Below are 18,729 nucleotides of genomic sequence, written 5' to 3' on the forward strand. Positions count from 1 at the left end.
TGGACATGCTATTCAGAAGAATAAAAATCAGAGTCTCTACGCGCAGCTTTAACTCAAGAGAAAATCGCTTACTTACGCTACAGTACGATTTAATATTTTGAGTTTAAACGTAATTGCAGAATGTATTAGGAAGTATGCTAGTCAAAGTACTTAAGAAAAAAAATTGAAGTGGAAATAAATGGTAGAAATACTACATTTGAAGAACATGTCTAGGCAGTTATGAGCTGTATACAAAATGGAAAAGACTATAAAAGCATCATAAAAAAACCATCGGGGTACCCTATCAATAAGTCTATAGTAGGAAAGTTAATTTGATTTATAGTAAGATGGAAGCGAAGAGTAAAAAATGTTTAATGAGAGGTAATGATACGTATGACTACTTTATATTTTTCTAAGATGAATTTAAATTCGCACATCTATGAAGTGTATGATGCTGAAGATAAAAAAGGAAAACTAAATGAAATATTAACAGATATATATATTTCTATAAAAGATAATGTTTCCTACGAAGACAATATTTTATGGATTGATTCTGAAGGTAATGCTCATTCTAAGATTATTACTTATAAATTAGTCCAACTCGACAGTATGACAGCTGTTGAAGATTTGGCTATTGTTGGACGAATGGTAAAGACATCCACTTTAATTACGAATAAATTAGAAGAAGATGGGACTATATCGAAAATTCCAGTCAGTAATGACGAGGTTGTGGAATTTTATTTTGATGTAAGCAAAGAGATTATTGCATATAATAGAACTAATCGTTTTGGTCACAAGGACATTAACGATGCTTTTGAGAAAATACTAAACAAACTGTTTGAAGACGAAATTTTAAATAATACGGAACAAGAGTTTCCTTATTACGTCAAATTTGAAAACGTTCGAGAAGGACTTTCACTCGATAATTTAAAAAGAGAACTTTTTGCATTAGGAAAAGTTAAAGAATTGACATTAGAAATCATTCCCCCAAATCCAGATGATGATCTTTTAGACAGATTGGATGAGGAGGCTGATAACTATTTGAATGATTTAAAGAGTGCGAAAGTTACTCATAGGAAACTAATTCTAACATCTAGAGATCCAGACGGACTTCAACTTAATGACGAGTTAGTAGAAGGCGAAATAAATATGATAAATGAAATTCATTCTGAATTATCGAGTGAAGAAGCAATAGAGAATGGATATGTTTCTGTGCAAGCATATAGCCAAAATGGTATTAGCTTTTCAACAAGAAAATCAAAAGTTAGAACTGCAATAATTGCTGAAACAAGTAGTCTTATAAGCTTTGCTCAAAGATGTAAAGATAAAATCAGAAGAATAAAAACTAGAAATCAACATGAAGAAGGGTCGTAATGAATAGTAAATTCAAAGATTTAATTAACATTAAAAGCTCAGAAGTGAGAATGACTTGGTTAATAACTATTGGTACATTGATTGTATTACACCAATTAAATGTTTATTCAAACTGGGTCGATTATGAATCAATGTTTAAATCGCTTATCAACTCCGTGATTCAAAGCTTTATAGGATTAATAGGGATAATAATCGCTGGAGTAGCAGTTATTATCTCTGTATTTACGAGAGAAGTTCTAAGAGTAATGCGTAAAAAAGACTTGGTTGATAGTTTACGACCAATTTTTAATAGTTTTGTTTTTTTAGCTCAATTTACAGTCATAGGAATAATATTGTTTGTATTTGTTTATTTCTTTATCCACACTAAAGTTCTTATTCCAATGTGGCTATTCTACGTGATAATTTTTGTTACTACGTATATATTTTATTTTGTGATGTTCTACACTGTGAGCTTAATTAGGAATATTGTGAAAATGTTCTTTATCACATCAAAATTCAATGAAGGATTGGATAAGGAAGCGGATTTATTATTAGAAGAGGCAATTAACTTTATTGAAAACGAATTAAAAAGTGAGCATTTTGTGATTGATCAATTAATAAGAAGTGTAATTACAAACAAAGACTTAAAACCCGATTTAAAAATTGAAATCATTAAGATTTTAATGAAGTAGAAAAAAACTTTGATAAAAATCAAAGTTCTCAGATTATAGACAAACCCTCATTTCATATTTGAAATGAGGGTTTGTCTATAATCTAGGTGCCTTATAAAGAGACTCCTACGGTAAATCAAATCCAATCCGACAACCTTATACACATAGTTAATCTAGAGCAATAGATCAATTTGACACTTTTCGTACTGATGCTCTACTGCCTGTACCTCGATCACTTGCGTCAAGAAAAGACCGTGACACCAACAGCCTCGCGAGGACATAACGATATTTTATAACGTGACCTCCATCTTTTTATTGTAAGCTTCCTTTTTCTATTATATATTGTCTAGCCCTCTACATCCCTTTCGATTCGACTGGCACAACTGATGAGTGACCCGCAGAGCGATATGCACGATTTCCTTCGGGCATCTTTGCACTCTCCAATCGACTGATCTTCGTGGCCCCTCCTCCCACCCCATTCGCGCTATAAATGATGTTATGTCAACTAAATGTACCATTTAAATTTACTTGTGATAATTAGACATTATCACAAGTAGTTGTATGTTATACTATTCATATACATTAAGAATATGACAACTCAATACATAGAATAAATAGATTAAAATATACATATATAAACCATAACTCAATGTAATACACTAAAAAAGACGGATTTCATGTCATATGACACGAAGGACAGTCCGAAAGAGGAAGCGTCGAAGGCCGAAGAGGATGGAGGAGAAGGGGATGGAGAACGACACACGAGGATTGGTGCCGAGGGAAGAGGCGGCGCTGGCGTTCGCGGACAGCCGGCAGAAGCTGCTGGCCGTGCTCGAGGACGACCACCTGAACATGGAGGCCCTGAGCGACCTCGAAATCTTCGAGCTGTTCTGGGCGACGGAGCTGTTCCCGATCTATAGCCAGAAGAGCCCGCATACGAAGCGGGCCTACAAGCAGGACCTCGACTACATCCTGCGCTTCTTCGTGACGAAGACCCAGGGCGTCAAGCAGCTGACAATCCTCAACCTGCATGAGTACCTTAAGGACGTCCATGACCAGTACGCGCCACGGACCGTCAAGCGGCGCAATGCCATGCTGCGACGCTTCCTACGCTTCCTGCACATAAACGACTACCACGCGCGCGACCTGTCGTTGCAGGTGAAGGACCAGATGAAGCCGGAGCCGCTCCGGCGCGAGATTGACTTCGACGAGATGGAGGAAATAGCCCTCGCCTTCCGCCATACGGTGAAGCAGAAAAAGAACCGCGAGCTGTTGCAGCTGCGGAACGAGACGATGGGGTATCTATTGTTGACTACTGGAATGCGAGCTAGTGAATTACTCGCACTGCAGTTCAATCAGGTTCATGAAACATCATATATGAACTATTTAGAGATTAAAGGAAAGCGCGATAAATGGAGGCGTATCCCTTTATCAAAAAAATCGCTTTATCTAATCAATCGACTAAAAACGTTAATGCAAATTGAAGATATCAATAACCCTCATATATGTTTTAATCTTCAATCAAAAAATGACTCTATTTCATATGAAGCATTGAGATTGATCGCACAGTCTGCATCGATTCGACTTACATCTCAAGTCAATTCACCACATTGGTATAGACGCTCATTTATTACTAAACTACTAGCCGAAGGAGTGTCACTATTCGAAGTTATGAATCTTTCTGGACACGAGTCTATCTCTACAACCAATAATTATTTGCAAACATTAAAAGAAAAGACGAATATAAATCTTCCTTTTGAATAATATAATCCTAAAAGACATTTATAAATGCTCTTTTCTCAGTCCAATTAACCGTATGTTAAATTATTTTTACTGAACCTCCGAATTTACCACTTGACAATTTTTCTATACATTCCGACTTTTTATTTCGTTGAATATAATTGATTTATATTCAAATTTATACTATATTATAAGTAAGTTTCGTTTGTTTCGTTTATTTCGCTAAGAGGAGGAAGATTATGCTAAAAGATAAAATTCAGAACATCATAGGGAGTGATCTCCAAATTGATAAGATTGAAGAATCTAGTGAATTTAAAAGCGAATCCCTTAAAGAGTACGCATCTATTCTTAGAGCTATTAATGTGTTGATAGAACATGAAAAAGTACTGAAATCCGAATCTCCAGAGTTGTCCGAAGAGGCCTATAAATTAATTGTTACCAAATATACAATTCCAAGCAATGCTTTTGATGTACTTCCAAAATATCTTACTGTAAATGAAGTTAGTACTCTATTATCAATCACTCCACAAATGGTTAGACGCAAATGCCAAGCAAAAGAAATAAATGCGTATCGAACGCTTAATAATAAAGGAAAATGGCGTATTCCTACTGAACAATTTGTTGATCATCCTGAACTTGAGACACTAATTATTAACTATAAAAAAAGACGACGTTCTACAGAGAAAACTGTATCCACGCTAGATAGTTATTTTACTAATTTAGGAACTTCAGAGAATAATGATTAAATATTTTCTGGATACAAACATTATTCGTGATTTAAGTACACGTTCTAAAGACACAGCTTCTCGATTAAGAAGAATGCAATGCAAGAGTTTTTGGGAAAAAATAATGGATGATTTAAACTCTCTTATTTATTTATCTGATGAAGTTCAAATTGAGCTAAAAGTTCAGCTATCTGCTATGCATTTTAAAGAAACAGAAATTACAAGTATTAGAAATGCAATTTCAGATTGTATAATTTCTACTAGTACTCTTTCTTCGCAAAAAGAAACTTCACTTCGTTTGATGAGTGCTTATTTAAAAAATGAGTACGGCTCTAAGATAAGAAAAGAAACAGGATTTAGTTGTGAGTACTTGCAAGTTTCCGATGCTAGAATTTTATATACGGCATTTGAAGAAGATGGTGTGCTTGTAACTAGAAATATCAAAGATTTTTTAATCTATTTATTGTTTTTTGATCATTATGAAACTGTTTTATATGATATATCTCAAGGTGCTTATATAAATTTTTCACAATCACTTTATAATGAAATTCAAGCCGATTCTAAAATTTCCGATTTTTTATCTGAAATTATTGATTGATTTTTCATTATAAAAATTAATATATAACCGCTCTAAAAAATTGTCCTCAATGAAAAATTTAGAAACAGCAGTTCCTATTTGAAGCGTAGAAAATAGGGCTGAATTATAATTCGGTCTAAAACTAACTAAATGGCCGATGATTTCTTCTTTTTAAAGGAATCGTCGGCCATTTAATTAGTTTTCTCTTGTTCATAGCGATTTAAAATCTACGTTAATGACTCTTCATGTATGTCTTCTAAGAACTACGGTTGAATTTTTGTATACAGTTCTATTCGCAATCGCTTTACTAAATAGTCTTTAGAACATTTACATAAGTCACATTTCATAATTTTTATTAGTTATTTCTGGTTGAGAGAGATTGACTTCCAAATAAAAATCTTTTGTAACAAAATTAGAATCAAAATTATTTTTTAATTTTACATTGTACTGAAGTTCATTCCTTTTATCAAAATTGTATTGTCCACTTCTAATTAAACTCTCATCATAGTATCTAATTTTTATTACAGCAGTAGGTATAGGAAGATTTTTAATAATATTAAAAATTTCCATATCAAAATCTTTATTTTTATGTATTCTTAATTCTTGTGCCATTCGTTGTACATTAATATAATGATTGCATAAGATTGTGAATTCAGTCGGTATATTAAAATTTACCGAGTCTTGAGACTTAATTATATCTTTGTATTCAGGAATAAAATTATGAATTGCATATTCGAATACCGCAGAATCTTTCATCTCCTTATATGCCTCATAAAATTCATCTTCCTCATCATATTTTATCAATTCCATCTTCATATCATCTAAACGATTTTGTATTTCAAAATCTTTAATTCGGATTAAATCTATATTTTCTTTTTGAATCAACTCAAAACTATAACCCGGAAAATCATGGGATATAAGAGCTTTTGTAGTTTTAAAATAGTAATCTTTAAATTCTGTTAAATTTACATAGCTAAAGGTGTATTCAAGATTTATTGCAGCACCTTTTCCGCTATTAAAAATTTCAAGGGAGTACGGAAATTCGTTTGATTTATATATATTGAATCTTTTATTTCTTATATAAACAATCATTGAATTTAAATATTTGCTTCTGTAATCAAAAGATTTACCTAAAGAAATTATTGGTTTTTCAACATAATTAGGTACATTAAATTTTATTCTACTTATTAAAGAAAAAGCAATCAGGTGAGAAGATTGATCTGTTTTCTCTTTATTTTTATTGAATTCTATTGATTCGGTAGCTATTCGTACTGATTCAGCTGATAAAGCAGCTGACCTTGAAGAATTAACAACTGCTCTAATTCCAACGTAGGCAGCAATGAAGCTAAATATAAATTTCATTGATTCAAAAAAAAATTTACTGTCACTTTTTGAAAGGTTAAAAATTATTACTACTCCAAGTAAAAAAACAGCTACAAGTACCAAAATAAATTTAAAATGATCATTTATATTTCCTTTAATAATGTTCATCCTCCATATTTTTTTTATGAATAACATTTCTTCGCGAAGCCAAGATAATGATTGTCATATGGTGAGACAACCTAAAAACTCAGTTCACTCGCAGCCAATCCGAAGGTTCGTGCTGGATGACGACATAATGGTGGTGAACAACCATTCATAACAATATAAATCTATCAGATGGTATCAGTGTCCATGTCACTCTCAGCACTTGCTGACTCGGCTTAGGTGATGGACGTGTCTAAGTAAGCATGTAGTTCTTCTACTAAGTGTCCCCCGCTTCTGCTAGATACTGCATCGAATTGACGTGATTGTACACGCTACTCTCGACGACAAAGAATTCGAGGGCGATGTAAAAAGTCTTCATGATGCATTTCCTTTCCATACTTACTCCTCCTTATTGTGGTGACTTGCATCCGAGATACAATAACACGACGGCAGCCTGTTTATTTTCGTCCCAGAGCGTCGATACTTCGAACGCTCCGTAGATTGCGTAAATTTTTGAAGAGGATACCTGCATTAATCAGGATTTTCTCCTTCTCCTTCAAATAAACTATGAGACTTAAGAACTCGACGAGGCGACAATCAATCGAGACACAGATTCGTATGTTTAGAAATGCTAAAAGTGTTCGTGACTTGGACGTACCGGTTAGAGCTGAGAATGACCACGATTAGCTTGCCACCGTCTTCCTGTTAAAGATTTACTTCATGATTTACATAAGTTAATCATAAATACTATTTAAATACTCCTCACGACTCACATATATTTTTTCAAATTCTTTCGAATAGTAATGTTTGCTATTATTAACTAAATTCACAATTTCTTTTTCGCTCATCGTTAATGATAGGCAACCTTTTATTTTTAATTGAAAGTCGTCCATCAGTAATGACTTATTTCTCTCCATCAACCACTTCATTAGTTGCTCATGCTTAGGTTTTCCTAATTGTTTTACAAAGATTGAAGACTTCCCGAGGCGAAGGTTTTTCAACACACCGGTACGTGACAGAATACTCTCATAAAAGGCATCCTCGAATCCAATGTCATCTAAGGCATGTTTAAAGCCGTTATCTTTCAACGAAGATAGAGTGAAAAATTGCTTTGCATCCACCCATTCTTCTACAGATTTTCTGTAATCAGAAATATCCTTCTCTCTGATCCCGGCTCGTGCAAGGCACGTTTCGGTGACATAGGTACCTGGACTGAGCTGCAGGATTTGCGAGAGTAATAATTTACCCTTGAGATATCTCTTTCCTGCATTTGTCTGGAGGATTGGATGTTCCTCAACGGTCAAAAATTCCCTCTCGAATATGATGCAGTCAAACAGCGAGGAAGCGGTCTGATGATGGAATCTGAAGGCAAGCTCTTTCTCAAGACGGTACCCTAACAGTTCTGCATCTACTTTCGTCAATCGCGCTAACGAATACCCAGGAACCTCCTGTGCAATGATCGCTATAAACTCATCGATGATGTACCCCTCTCTAGTAAGGATCCGTCGTAATCGGATTGCTTGTTCCTCATTAATGGCTGGAACCTTGCTAATCTGCCTGACGCGTACAGGAAACTCCCGTCGATAGATGTCGTCTACCATTCCTGCTATGTAGTTCGCATTCATCCAAAGGCCGTGTCTTGAGATGGTATCCCCGTTCGGGAGTGAGTCAAGCACGGCTGAGTTTCCACCCTTCGCTTTGAGATGGAGTACTAGTCCAGCATCTTGCTTCGGGAATGCGTCCTTGATTCCATCATTCGTAAGTTTCTTGACTCGTACCCAAAACGTCTTGATTTTCCCCTGCAGAACGTCCTCTGGCATCGTCCATGTCTTGTCCCCAATGAACATGGTTCCTTTATCATCCGTCTTGAAAACTAATAGAATGAACAACGTATCACGGAAGCGTTCATAAACCTTACTTTGTTCCCAGGGCAGCTCGACCCACTCAAGAAAATCGATGGCGTCGAGTGACATCAACTCGATTGGCCTTCCTGTCTTCGCCTTCAGGTTCACGGTACGGAATGATATCTCAGGCAGGCCCGATTCCTCATGTATTCGCTGCAACTCTTCCTCTACCGTCGAGCGCATCAACTTTTGAAGATTTGTCAGCCATGCCTTGTTTCGTTCAAGGTCGGGGTTCCGACCGAATTCTCTGAAGATGTCATCGACATCCATCCCGATGTATTTCGTAAATAGTTCTCTTTCCTTCATTCGTACAACTTCCTTTCATGGACAAGTCAGCAGCAAACATGCTCTTCACTTCAACATTATAAAACTTGGATGAAGAAAAGTAACTCCAAAACCACGTTTTTGTAAGATGATGAGTACAATCACCTGGATAATATCCCTAGTAAAAAATTATAATCAAAATATATGTCAACGTGCTTCTTGCTCTGTCTCCTAGAAAAAGGGTTCATATGGTCACAGATGGACGCGTCACGGATTGGAACGATTATGAGATATTAGGATTGATGTATGGCAAGAGGGCCGCTCTCGGATAGGTTGGATACATGACACTTCGGTCGCTCTGTGTGATTGGCGTACGTCTCGAAGACGTCCTCAATCTCGTGGTGCGGGAGTACATCTCGATAGTCGAAGATTCCCCACCAGATGATCGATACGCTAAGAACTGATGCCTTTCGTGAATTTATGTCGTCAGGCGAAGCTCTATTACCTGACGATATCGTAGAAGCATTCCGTCTCCTACTTTATCATCGAATCCCTACTCTTGAGACGAGGAACGGACGAAGGGGGAAGGAATTTCCAACCCTTATCGGAACATCATCGGTGCCTTCGAGGAGCTACGCTTGTTTGACGATGACCGAACAATCTCAGGGGACGACGAAAAAGTGATGTTGAAAGTCGTCCCCTGTCCTAGTAATGAACATCCTGATGCCATCTTCCCCTTGACTGTATGTTCCCATGGAATGATTCAGGTGGCGTTCTCCGCTCGCATCTTGACGGAAGGAATCGCCTCGGACACACGTCATTGGATGACGTCCTCACAATCGTCCGACGATTACCAAACGAACGTATCCTCGAGAACCATCTTTATGCCAGGATGTTCCGGAAGTTCCAACTGAGTCGGACGTTTTTCCGTAAAATCTTGCTTCATCCTATCGCGTCCGTCGTTACCTAGACCTTCTTCATGAACGCGATACAGAAAAGGCGACGTCGAAAAAGTTTGTCGAAATGCTAGAAATCACCAAAAGTCATATGAATGATGCAGCACTAAAATCTCGTGAGCTAATCAACACGGGAGGATATGTACGGCTCCTGGAGGTAGCCTATGAAGCGACGTCGTTCTCCCTCCTCCTACGAGACATGACCGATAACACGTTAGGCATCTTCACGCCACGTATCCTTTATGAACGATTGTCTCTCAAGATTCGAAATTTAGACGTCATCTCCCCTGCGGAACTATGACACATCCTGGCACGGAAGCATCGAGAGAACGGTGTGCGGATGTTATCGCCGAAGTAACTGCTCCCTCTAGTAGTCATCCTAGTACACATCGGGAGAGACATGCTCGCTTCATATTGAAGGATGAGGAAGAATAAGTCGAGGTCGAACCGGATATCTTTCTCCATAAGTCACGTCTATCCGACTCCGGGATTTCTCGGTCAGAACTCATGAAGTTCGTACCTTGGCTCCTCGAGAGGTCGTCGAAAGAGGATTTCATCAATTTTGCGATGGCCGAACAATCGGACGAGACCATCCTGTATACGACTTCGGGCTCAACTCTATCTTCTTCGAGGACCTGATACATAGAGTCCCCTCCTGCGTATTCTGAACCTACCCGGTGAGTCGGTTTATTATCAGAATCGCAGTCGTGTCCGGAATTCCGCCGAGGATTCAATCCTTAGTTTCCTGCGCAAGACCTACGTCTATTTATTAGAAGAGCTGGGGTGATTCTTTTCTGAAAAGGAATCATTCCTGAGATATATCTATGGACGATGAAATCCACCTCAAAAAAAGTATGCGCCGGCGCATACTTTTTTTGAGGTGGATATCCGCAGTCTAGATACATAATTTCTTGGACGTATGATTCCAGCTTGTCTTCCGCCCCTTTATCCCCCATCCTCTTCCAAGCGGATGGTCACACTATTTCTTAGAGCGTAACATTCGTCTGTAAAATCAGTGAATGGACATCAATCGGCCTTCTGAAAGCAAGGATGGACTCATGTATGATTGTCAGCATCGAAAGGAATGGTTGATTTTTAGTTCTCGACAGTCCTCCCTACTTGAGTTAGGACGTCTAGATAAAGTCCGTGATGCAGCATGAAATACCTCAGATCACATATAGACTAGCCCCTATCCGACGAATCAGGACGAACCTTGTCAGATAGGCCAAGGCATTTCCTATATAGTCAGATAATCATGCTCATTACAGGACATATCCGGTCTCTTCCCCTTCGCACTCTTCTGTATTATAATAGGCGACCGCCCCCTATCCCTTAGACGAAGAAAAACTACGCATCAACATGCTCCAGTCTTTTCATCGATTCACCACAAATAGTGGAATCCATCGTAGAACCCTTCCCTCTTCAAGAACGGCATCCAAACTTTAACGTATTCTTATCATCGCCACATAGAATCCGTAAAACTACAGGGCTTGTTTCACGTGAAACATGTCTATAATCGTTTCACATGTCAACCTTTTGTCGGCTTCTTCATGAATGCATCATCCATCATTCGAGTTGTCGTCGTACGACTCGATCAATTCCTGTGCCATGATTGTATATGTCCTTTCCAAATCCTTCTTTAGAGATATCAAACACTCAGTAGGAAAGCCCATCCGACGCCTAAAAAGTACATAAGTAAATTGTTTCTAACGACGTGTTAGTCATCACTCCCCCTCTTGCCGGGGTGATTTATTTGAAAAATAAGGTAGTTGAAATAATAGAAGTATGCGCCGGCGCATACTTCTCATCTGGTTTCCCCACAGATACTTTGACATGATATGCTATATGCATCGAAAAAAAGGGGGCGATGCACCATGGACTCTACATCATCCGTCCAACACAGACAGCTCGTCGTCTCGCAGGCGGCAAAGACGCTTCTGGAGAACGACGTCACTGAACAACTCGCTTCGACTGACATCGTCGACGTCGAGGCATATGTCGACAAACTATATGAGGAGTACTATGAGTTCCAGAACGAGGAGGACGTCTACACGAAGCTCCGCTACTACTCGTTTACGAAGCTGAAACGACGGTGGGTTCGCGCAGCCGTTCGTAACTACCTCGAGAATAAGGGACCGATGAAAGAGCTACGGGGACTTCATAAGATGTATCTCGAATTCTGGGAGATTGCCGGGAAGGAAGGATTCCAACGAAAATTCTCGTCAGACAACATCGACTCGCTCATGCAGGATCATATACGTGAACTGGAGGAGTGGGCTGAGAACCATAACCTGCTCATCCATACGTATCCTCACTGGGGGCAGAAGACGAAGAACCAACGGACGAGTACGATGCGGACCGACATCCTGATGGTAATCGGGGAGGTTGCGAAGGGGTTGAAACACGTACAGCCCAAAGCCCATGTCGCGACATCGACAGCAATTACTGTCCCTTTCTTCGGGATTGCCGATCGTCTGAAGAACTCGACCGAGAAGTTCAATCAAGGTGATGGGATGACGAATGACTTGTCCTTGGACCTGCACGACTACTCCGCCCTCATCCCCAAGTATAAGCAGGGGGTGCCGAACAACCTGTCCGTCCTGGTCAGCAACGAGTTCTTGGCGGAGCTCGACGGTAAGGTACCGGACCTCGATGCAAGGGACTTCGAGGCATTCAATGAAATCCTGTCCTACCGGGACCTCACGTTCCAGACTAGCCGGAAAATCGTGTTCCCGATTTCGAAGCTCGTCAAGAAGATCTATGGCAACGACAGCGGGAATAGCTACAAGCTGACGACACAACGCTTGGTCAAGCTCGGCTATTACAGAATCGCCCTCAGAAACGAGGAAGGTGATCTGACCATCTTCGGTCTCTTCTCCTCCGTCAAGATTAGTAATTCCTCCTCCGTCCAGCTCCGTGATACGCAGGTCACCGTGACCGTCTCGGAGGAGGTCTATGATGATTTGCTGAAACAACAGATAATCAGTATCTACGGGGAGCAGATTGAGCGACTGAAGGGGACGTTCGCTTACCATCTCTCCTTCGTCCTACAGAAAGAGCGTCTCAACTCCTTCCAAATCAAGGAGGCGACACCGGCGAAGCGACATTGGCGTCAGTTCACCCACTCAATCCGATTCAACAAGAGCCGTAAGGCCGACAACCTGAAGGAACTCGAGACGAATCTTGATCGCATAAAGGACCTCGACTTCATCATCCAAGACTGGCATCGGTCAGGAGATTACTATTTCTTGTACTTCCATCCATTGGAGCGATGGGAGCTCGACGATAAGAGCAACGTCCTTCTCCTATGAACGAGAGAAGCTAAATCAGGCCGGATGGACCTCTAGGTCCATCCGGTTTTCGTCGTTTTAGGGGGACGGCCATGGATAGACTCTCAACGTGCATCTCATAAGGTAGACTACAGAACTTGACGTCCAACCCAATATAAGAACATAAGTTCCTATTATAATTCAATCTTTTCTTGGACTTCCTTCATGGATTAGATAGAGATCAAGAACTATGACTGTCGAAAAATGTCGTAAAACGACCAATTTTTGAATTTGAATCGGGTAGAAAGTCCTCTGTATGACGATTCCACGCATATTTATGTCGATTTTGGTCGTTTCAGACCGTATCGGAAAGACACTTTTCTACCTTTGGTCGCCGGATACCGTACCGGAACGACACTTTCACCATATTGGTCGTTTTCGACCGTACCAGAACGACATATTGGCTTTTTTTGCGCTTTTCGAAAAAAAAAATTTGAGGACTTCTCTACCTCTTTGGTCGCCGGATACCGTACCGGAACGACATTTTTTAGTGAAATGGTCGTCATGTACCGTACTGAAATGACGATTTTATCGTTTTGGTCGTCATGTACCGTACCGAAACGACATCCTGTACAAGAAAAGTCATGAAAATACTAGGCAAAAGAGGTCATGAATGGCGACATGACAGCATTCTGGAAGTTCTGGTCGTTTTTGACCGTACCGAAATGACATCATTTTCATGCCTGAAAACGGCTTAATACCAACGTTCATAGCGTTTTGGTCGTCGATGACCGTACCGAAGATGCACTTTGACAGCCTCACTTCCGGACATGATACTGAATGTAATAGTCAAGAGTAGGGGAGGTGTAGACATGTCTTTGAATCAGGTGAACCGGCACGTACTGATTGCGAACAAGTTGTTGATCGCGATGAGCGGTCTGACGCGTTGGACGAAACGGCAGGATGGCTTCATGTATGAGCAACATCATTATAATATCCCAGGCCCATTCCTCGCGTTGAAGTGGACGAAGTCTCGGATCCGTCATCTTATCACGCTCCTGTCGCATTGTGACGACCAGGGTATGATTTCGCTCGTAGAGAGCGAGGACTTGGCAGGGTTCTCCCGTACATCTGTCCGTTCCCTGCATGACAATCTTCGTCTGTTCGAGGAGGTCGGCCTCATCCGTTACGACGTACATTTCTCCGGCGTCGTCTCAATCGAGCTCATCGACTATCTCGAGAACTACCGTGATTTGTTCGAAAAGTCCGGCACCTATCTCTCGAAGACCGGCTATACGTCCATCTGGTGCGGCATGGTCCGCCACTTGATGGAGATTAATCATGTCAACATCCTACGTGTGGCCTTACGAGCCCTCGTCCAGGTGGAACGGGACATCCATGTCCAGTCCCAGGAACAGGCGACTCTCACGTACGACGAGGTGAGAGGATTCCTCCCGCGCTACTGTGGTCATCGCCTTGCAGTGAAGGGTATGCTCGACCAGCTATCACGTATCTTCAGCGTGCGCCTCGTCGAGGACACGAAAGATTTCCTCACTGCCGTCAAGGGCAGCCTCTCTCTTCAGAAGCGGATACATACCGTCACCCGTCCTCTGATGTTTCACATGAAACTCGAGGAACAGGTCGACAGCAAGCGGATCAAGGAGGCGGAGCGGGCGGATACGCTCATTGGTTGGTTCGAACTCCGCGAGGTCGCTCGCGACTTCGTCGACTTCGAACGACTCGAGGTCCCTGCCGCGTCCTTACAATCGCTCAGCGACACATACGGCTTCTCTGCCTGCGGTGAGGTCCTGCGCTCTATTCGCAACGACTTCCTACGTTTCGGGGAAGGTCTCTTGGAGACGGACGTCTACCGTCCGTTTTTCGAATCTCCTGTCCTCTACCTCAACGACCGGATGAGACGACTAACTCGAAAATCGGCCATCGCATGATGGTCTCTTTGTCGTGACGTTTTTTGAAAATCCTCTTGAAAACAGGTGTCTTGATGTTTCATTCGACTCTTCCGATGCATAAAAACATCACAATAAGACAGTTCTTGACCAACAGATTAGCAGTATTTAATGTGCCATACTATTCAGGAAAAAAAACAAATTCTTATTACAATAAAAAATACGATTTTAGAAGATAAACAGGACTTTGAGAATGAAAACGTCTTTTTTCGAATCAAAAAAAGAACAAGTTAGAACTTCTACAAATAGGGCAGACCTTAAATCTAATATCCTGAAGGACGCAAACTACTGGTACCAAAGGCTTCATGATCGGTTCATGTTTTCCAATTCTTTTTAATTCTCTTTTAATTCCTTCAATCTCTTATAACGTATGGAATGATAATAATATGGTCTACCCCTCTATCATATTTTTGACGAATCCACGATACGCTAAAATTAGATGTTTCTTTGAAGAAAGCTATTCGACCCAAAAGAAATATCATGTATGAGAATTAGAAATATGTATACATTTCGACGTCGAAATGTATACATATTTTATTTTTTGTTTACATACTATTTTAACTAAAAAGACCAGTTTGTTAATGAAAAATATTGTCTTAAGTCTATTCCTATGTGATGATGGGAGAAGAAAGGGGAGAGAAGATGAACATTCTGACGTTCTACATATCAAAAGGAGGTTCGGGGAAGACCACCTGCTCATTGAACATGGGGCACGCACTCGGTGAAATCGGCCTTCGTACGTTACTCGTCGATCTTGATCCGCAAGGATCCCTTAGCAAGCTGATGCTCAAGGAGTCGGATACCATCCAATATATGACGCTCTACGACGTCCATGCGAGAGGACTCGCCATCGAGGAAATATTGTTCGACGACGAGAAGCATAACGTCAGTCTCCTCCCCTCCAACGAACGGAACGCCCGACTCATCAATCTGATATCGGAGCAGGACAAGCTCTTCCTATTGAAGGACATGTTGGCACCATTAGCCGAGGAGTTCGATTGGATCATACTCGACTCCGTGCCCTCGATCAACGAGCTTTCGAAGGTCGTGCTGTCATGTGCGGACCATGTCGTAGTACCCTTCATGCCGAAGAAGTTGGTCTATGACCAGCTCAGCAGTACCGTCCGGACGATCCGACAGGTGAAGAAGTTCTATAACTCCTCGCTCGAACTGACCGGAATCATGCCGGTCGCGATCGATACCGGCCTCCGCGGGGACCGGGAATATGCCGAGGCGATGCGCACGCTCGCTGAGTCAGAGGGACTTGACATACTACCTTCCGTTCGTCGCGCAGCGTTCATCGAGAAGGCGGCAGACAACGGAAAGAGCGTCCTCCAATATAAGTCAAAGGAAGGTATCGAGCTCGCACTCCCGTTCAGGGAACTCGCGAGACGCATGACAGAGGGAGGGAACCCAGGATGAAGGCACGTAACAGACAAATCCATAAGGTCAAGCCGCAGGAACAGCATCCTTACCGGAGTGGATTGACGGACATCGGGTCTGTAGTCCAGAAGCTCCCGGTCTCGCGTGACCTCGAGAACCTGGCCCTCGAGATTCAGGAGCTCGCGAAGGTGCAGACCATCTCGGTCTTCGAGATTGGTAAACGTCTTTCGATTGCGAAGTCGGAGATGCATGACAACCAAGAATGGCGGAGCTTCCTCGAGGTCGTCAGCATGTCGAACTCTCTCGCTTCCCGCTACGTCAAGGCCTACGATACCTTACAGCCGCTCGAGGAATCGCTCGGTAGCCTACCGGCCTCTAAGATATTCGAGCTGATGTACGTCGAGGACCCGGAGGACGTCGTACTGAACGGACTTCCCGTGACGGATGGTAGGAAGCCAATCGAACAGGCGACCGTCCGTGAAATCCGGGCGAACCGATCCACCACGTCAGGCGTGAAGGTCAGTGCCTTCCGAAAGATGGATGCGACGTCGACCGTCGTATCGGCACGCGTCCCATCCGAAACATCAGAAAAGATACAAAGAATTGCGAACGCACGCGGGCTCAGCATCAGTGAGCTGCTCTCACAGATGATCGAGGAGACACTCGTACGTGAAATCATAGAAGACAGGTCGGAAGCAGATACCATGGAAGGGGACAAAGACTGATGAAGAAAATCGCATTGTACAACCGGAAGGGCGGGGTAGGGAAGTCGACGACGACGATCAACCTCGCGCATGCCTATGCGAGGGACGGCCTACGGGTTCTCGTCATCGATGCGGATGACCAGGCCTCGACGTCAAACGGACTCGGCCTGACGGAAGACTACCCAGGGAAGGTATTGCTCGACTGCCTACTCGAGGAGAACGATCCGTTCTATTCACCAATCGAGCAAGTCATTGTCAACTGTGAGTACGAGACCGGGACCATCCACCTCATACCGACACGCCGATCGGCTTCTCCGACAGGGTTGACGAGCCAGATGGGCTACGAATACCGACTAAGTGAGGAGTTGGCACGCGTCGAGGAACTGTTCGACGTCTGCCTCATCGATTGCCCGGGTTCGACGTCCGCCCTGAACCCATACGCCCGGTGTGCATTGGTCGCCCAGGACCTCATCGTCATGCCGGTACAGATGCAGAAGTTCTCGATGGATGCCGTCTACACGGCACCGGAGGAACTAGAGGAGATGAAACGCTATAAGGAGGACATCCACATCGCGGCATTCGTCCCGACGATGGTCGGATCGCGCTCGAAAGGTGATCTCACTACAGTCGAGGAGCTTGTCGACCTCGGACGTGAGGTCGGCATCCCTGTGCTGACGACGATCCCTTACATGGTCAAGGTCCAGTCCCTTCAGCGTGAGTCACGTCCGGTCATCGATCACAAGGGACCCGCGACGGATGCCTACCTCAAGCTCGCAAAGGAGGTGCTCGCTTTATGAGTCGCAAAAAGAAGACACCGACGTTTTCGAGCTTCCAGGCGAACGGGACACTTCCTGCAACGGGGCCGAAACCTGACGCAAGGGAAGAGAAGGTCGATGCCGTGAAGAAGTTTTCGGCTTCGACGACGGTCACGAACCCTTATCAGTCCTTGTCAGCGACCGCTCTCTCGCGCGTCGTCTCGAAGAACCTTCCGGAGAACATGGACGGATTGGTGCAATACTATAACCATATCGATGCCATCCATGCGACGAGCTTCGTCGAGAAGTGCCGTGTCCTTGCCCATGCCCATGATTTGTTCCGCAACGAGGACACGCGCGCAGAATTCCGGGAGGAAAAGGGCGGATGGCTCGAGTTCCTTGGGAAAATCGGAATGTCACAATCGCAGGTCAGCCGGTTCGTCTCATTCTGGAACGTCTTCGGCGAGGAACTGCTCACGCAGGCGATTGCGGAGGACCTCACGTCCTCGAAACTCGCGGAATTGTTATCCTGGCCGGAAGACCCACGGGCGGCAATGCTCGATGGACGTACATATCCTATCGGAGATGGTGAGAAGACCGTCTATGAGATGACACGGGAAGAACTACGCGAGGTCAAACGGATGCTCAACGAGCGCAAGGATGAGCGCGTCATCGACCAGCTGCCCTCACGCCGTACCGTTAAGATACAGATTGACTTCGGGGACGCGGATGATCAGTTGTTGAAGAATCTAAGGAATCGGGCGCAAGAGGAAGGGACGAGACCAGAGGACATCATCCGTCTCGCATTGGAAAAATATCTGCGTTGAGATTAGTATTTGGAGCAGGCACCCGGTTACCGGGTGCCTGTGTCCATCTGAAAATACGAAACAACTAAGGGTGTTCTAATTTCCCTTACTTATTTTCTGAAACAGATTGTCTTTATTTTCTATATATGTGTAAAATTTAGATATGAGAACGAATCCTCATACGAGGATGCACATGACATTTGGGAGGA

13 protein-coding genes are annotated in these 18,729 nt (G+C 42.6%); 11 read left to right on the forward strand and 2 right to left on the reverse strand.

The window, feature by feature from the left end; genetic code table 11:
- Positions 1-372 precede the first annotated feature (372 nt).
- The 5 genes from HNY42_RS15880 (at position 373) to HNY42_RS15900 (ending at position 5,066) form a co-directional block, all read left to right on the forward strand.
- On the forward strand, positions 373-1,353 hold the full coding sequence (locus tag HNY42_RS15880; RefSeq protein ID WP_188005541.1) for a DUF4747 family protein: 981 nt from the start codon (positions 373-375) through the stop codon (positions 1,351-1,353).
- Complete coding sequence (locus HNY42_RS15885) at positions 1,353-2,024, forward strand: hypothetical protein (protein WP_188005542.1); 672 nt, start codon at positions 1,353-1,355, stop codon at positions 2,022-2,024. The genes HNY42_RS15880 and HNY42_RS15885 overlap by 1 nt, the downstream gene beginning before the upstream one ends.
- A 726-nt stretch (positions 2,025-2,750) precedes the next feature.
- Entirely contained in the window at positions 2,751-3,767 is a 1,017-nt protein-coding gene (locus HNY42_RS15890; protein WP_188005543.1) for a tyrosine-type recombinase/integrase, read from the forward strand.
- Between the two features lie 215 nt (positions 3,768-3,982).
- Positions 3,983-4,489 (forward strand): helix-turn-helix domain-containing protein, encoded by a 507-nt coding sequence (locus HNY42_RS15895; protein WP_188005544.1) that lies wholly within the window; start codon positions 3,983-3,985, stop codon positions 4,487-4,489.
- Complete coding sequence (locus tag HNY42_RS15900) at positions 4,482-5,066, forward strand: PIN domain-containing protein (protein WP_188005545.1); 585 nt, start codon at positions 4,482-4,484, stop codon at positions 5,064-5,066. The genes HNY42_RS15895 and HNY42_RS15900 overlap by 8 nt, the downstream gene beginning before the upstream one ends.
- Before the next feature lie 315 nt (positions 5,067-5,381).
- Here HNY42_RS15900 and HNY42_RS15905 read toward each other — a convergent pair whose 3' ends face one another.
- Together HNY42_RS15905 and HNY42_RS15910 are read right to left on the reverse strand one after the other, a co-directional pair.
- A complete protein-coding gene (locus HNY42_RS15905; RefSeq protein WP_188005546.1) occupies positions 5,382-6,536 on the reverse strand; it encodes a hypothetical protein in 1,155 nt (384 codons plus the stop codon).
- A gap of 710 nt (positions 6,537-7,246) precedes the next feature.
- Positions 7,247-8,722, reverse strand: a complete 1,476-nt coding sequence (locus HNY42_RS15910) for a PDDEXK family nuclease (RefSeq protein ID WP_188005547.1) — start codon at positions 8,720-8,722, stop codon at positions 7,247-7,249.
- A gap of 2,788 nt (positions 8,723-11,510) precedes the next feature.
- Between HNY42_RS15910 and HNY42_RS15915 the strand changes: the two genes are divergently transcribed.
- The 6 genes from HNY42_RS15915 (at position 11,511) to HNY42_RS15940 (ending at position 18,541) form a co-directional block, all read left to right on the forward strand.
- On the forward strand, positions 11,511-12,947 hold the full coding sequence (locus HNY42_RS15915; protein WP_188005548.1) for a hypothetical protein: 1,437 nt from the start codon (positions 11,511-11,513) through the stop codon (positions 12,945-12,947).
- 830 nt (positions 12,948-13,777) lie between these two features.
- On the forward strand, positions 13,778-14,854 hold the full coding sequence (locus HNY42_RS15920; RefSeq protein WP_188005549.1) for a hypothetical protein: 1,077 nt from the start codon (positions 13,778-13,780) through the stop codon (positions 14,852-14,854).
- Between the two features lie 660 nt (positions 14,855-15,514).
- Positions 15,515-16,294: a ParA family protein gene (locus HNY42_RS15925; protein ID WP_188005550.1), complete on the forward strand. Its 780-nt coding sequence runs from the start codon at positions 15,515-15,517 to the stop codon at positions 16,292-16,294.
- On the forward strand, positions 16,291-16,980 hold the full coding sequence (locus tag HNY42_RS15930) for a ribbon-helix-helix protein, CopG family (protein ID WP_188005551.1): 690 nt from the start codon (positions 16,291-16,293) through the stop codon (positions 16,978-16,980). Before HNY42_RS15925 ends, HNY42_RS15930 begins: the two co-directional genes overlap by 4 nt.
- Positions 16,980-17,756 carry a ParA family protein gene (locus HNY42_RS15935; protein WP_188005552.1) on the forward strand — a complete coding sequence of 259 codons (777 nt, stop codon included), beginning with the start codon at positions 16,980-16,982 and terminating at the stop codon, positions 17,754-17,756. Before HNY42_RS15930 ends, HNY42_RS15935 begins: the two co-directional genes overlap by 1 nt.
- On the forward strand, positions 17,753-18,541 hold the full coding sequence (locus HNY42_RS15940) for a hypothetical protein (RefSeq protein ID WP_188005553.1): 789 nt from the start codon (positions 17,753-17,755) through the stop codon (positions 18,539-18,541). The genes HNY42_RS15935 and HNY42_RS15940 overlap by 4 nt, the downstream gene beginning before the upstream one ends.
- Positions 18,542-18,729 lie beyond the last annotated feature (188 nt).

Origin of the sequence: Exiguobacterium sp. Helios (assembly GCF_014524545.1) — a bacterium.
In the GTDB taxonomy this organism is placed as follows: domain Bacteria; phylum Bacillota; class Bacilli; order Exiguobacteriales; family Exiguobacteriaceae; genus Exiguobacterium_A.

Excerpts from the sequence above, each read along its gene's own strand:
- HNY42_RS15885 (WP_188005542.1), top strand. The coding sequence starts at position 1,353 with ATGAATAGTAAATTCAAAGATTTAATTAACATTAAAAGCTCAGAAGTG.
- HNY42_RS15935 (WP_188005552.1), top strand. The coding sequence starts at position 16,980 with ATGAAGAAAATCGCATTGTACAACCGGAAGGGCGGGGTAGGGAAGTCG.
- HNY42_RS15895 (WP_188005544.1), top strand. The coding sequence starts at position 3,983 with ATGCTAAAAGATAAAATTCAGAACATCATAGGGAGTGATCTCCAAATT.
- HNY42_RS15915 (WP_188005548.1), top strand. The coding sequence starts at position 11,511 with ATGGACTCTACATCATCCGTCCAACACAGACAGCTCGTCGTCTCGCAG.
- HNY42_RS15905 (WP_188005546.1), bottom strand. The coding sequence starts at position 6,536 with ATGAACATTATTAAAGGAAATATAAATGATCATTTTAAATTTATTTTG.
- HNY42_RS15920 (WP_188005549.1), top strand. The coding sequence starts at position 13,778 with ATGTCTTTGAATCAGGTGAACCGGCACGTACTGATTGCGAACAAGTTG.
- HNY42_RS15880 (WP_188005541.1), top strand. The coding sequence starts at position 373 with ATGACTACTTTATATTTTTCTAAGATGAATTTAAATTCGCACATCTAT.
- HNY42_RS15890 (WP_188005543.1), top strand. The coding sequence starts at position 2,751 with ATGGAGAACGACACACGAGGATTGGTGCCGAGGGAAGAGGCGGCGCTG.
- HNY42_RS15940 (WP_188005553.1), top strand. The coding sequence starts at position 17,753 with ATGAGTCGCAAAAAGAAGACACCGACGTTTTCGAGCTTCCAGGCGAAC.
- HNY42_RS15910 (WP_188005547.1), bottom strand. The coding sequence starts at position 8,722 with ATGAAGGAAAGAGAACTATTTACGAAATACATCGGGATGGATGTCGAT.
- HNY42_RS15930 (WP_188005551.1), top strand. The coding sequence starts at position 16,291 with ATGAAGGCACGTAACAGACAAATCCATAAGGTCAAGCCGCAGGAACAG.
- HNY42_RS15900 (WP_188005545.1), top strand. The coding sequence starts at position 4,482 with ATGATTAAATATTTTCTGGATACAAACATTATTCGTGATTTAAGTACA.
- HNY42_RS15925 (WP_188005550.1), top strand. The coding sequence starts at position 15,515 with ATGAACATTCTGACGTTCTACATATCAAAAGGAGGTTCGGGGAAGACC.